At 73.6% G+C, this 917-nt stretch carries 1 protein-coding gene; it reads left to right on the forward strand.

Translation table 11 applies throughout. The annotated features are described in order from the left end of the window. Positions 1-27 precede the first annotated feature (27 nt). Positions 28-917 (forward strand): Gfo/Idh/MocA family protein (locus tag ABQ292_RS26580; RefSeq protein WP_369210700.1); only part of this gene is annotated, 890 nt, incomplete at its 3' end.

The raw sequence follows: 917 nt of genomic DNA on the forward strand, positions 1-917 counted from the left end.
CGCCGAGCAGCAAACGGAGGTTCGAGCGTGACCACCGCCGAGACCTCCGCCGGCGTCCTGCCGGCCATGGCCGACGTCCCCGCCGCTGAGCTGCGGGTCGCCGTCCTCGGTGTCGGGATGATGGGCGCCGACCACGTGGCACGCCTCTACAGCCGCATCTCCGGCGCCTCGGTCGTCGCGGTCAGCGACGCGTACACCGACAAGGCCGAGCAGGTGGCCGCCGGCGTGCCCGGCTGCCGGGTGATCGGCGACCCGCTGGCTGCGATCGCCGCCGACGACGACGTCGACGCCGTCCTCGTCGCCACGCCCGGCCAGTTCCACCAGGAGCAGGTGCTGGCCTGCATCGAGCGCGGCATCCCGGTGCTGTGCGAGAAGCCGCTGACCATGGACGCCGGCAGCTCACTGGCCCTGGTGCGGGCCGAGGACGCCTACGCCGCCCGCACCGGCCGCCGGCTGGTGCAGGTCGGCTTCATGCGCCGCTTCGACCCCGAGTACGCCGAGCTGAAGGCACTGCTCGCCTCCGGCGGGCTCGGTGAGCCGCTGCTGGTGCACTGCGCACACCGCAACCCCGCGGTCCCCGCAGGGGTCACCACCGAGATGATCGTGCAGGACTCGGTGGTGCACGAGGTCGACGTCGCCCGGTTCCTCCTCGACGAGGAGATCGCCGCGGTCACCGTGCTGCGGCCGCGGGCGACCCGGCACGCCGGTGAGGGGCTGTCCGATCCCCTGCTGGTGCTCCTCGAGACCGCCGGTGGCCGGATGGTCGACGTCGAGTGCTTCGTGAGCACCGGCGTCGGCTACGAGGTCCGCACCGAGGTCGTCGGCGAGGACGGCAGCGCCATGATCGGTCTCCATCAGGGGCTGGTGCGGCAGCACGCCGGTCCGGGCGGCGCCGTCCGCAGCACCGCGGTCGCCCT

The organism is Geodermatophilus maliterrae, from assembly GCF_041018925.1.
GTDB classification, from domain to species: Bacteria; Actinomycetota; Actinomycetes; order Mycobacteriales; family Geodermatophilaceae; genus Geodermatophilus; species Geodermatophilus maliterrae.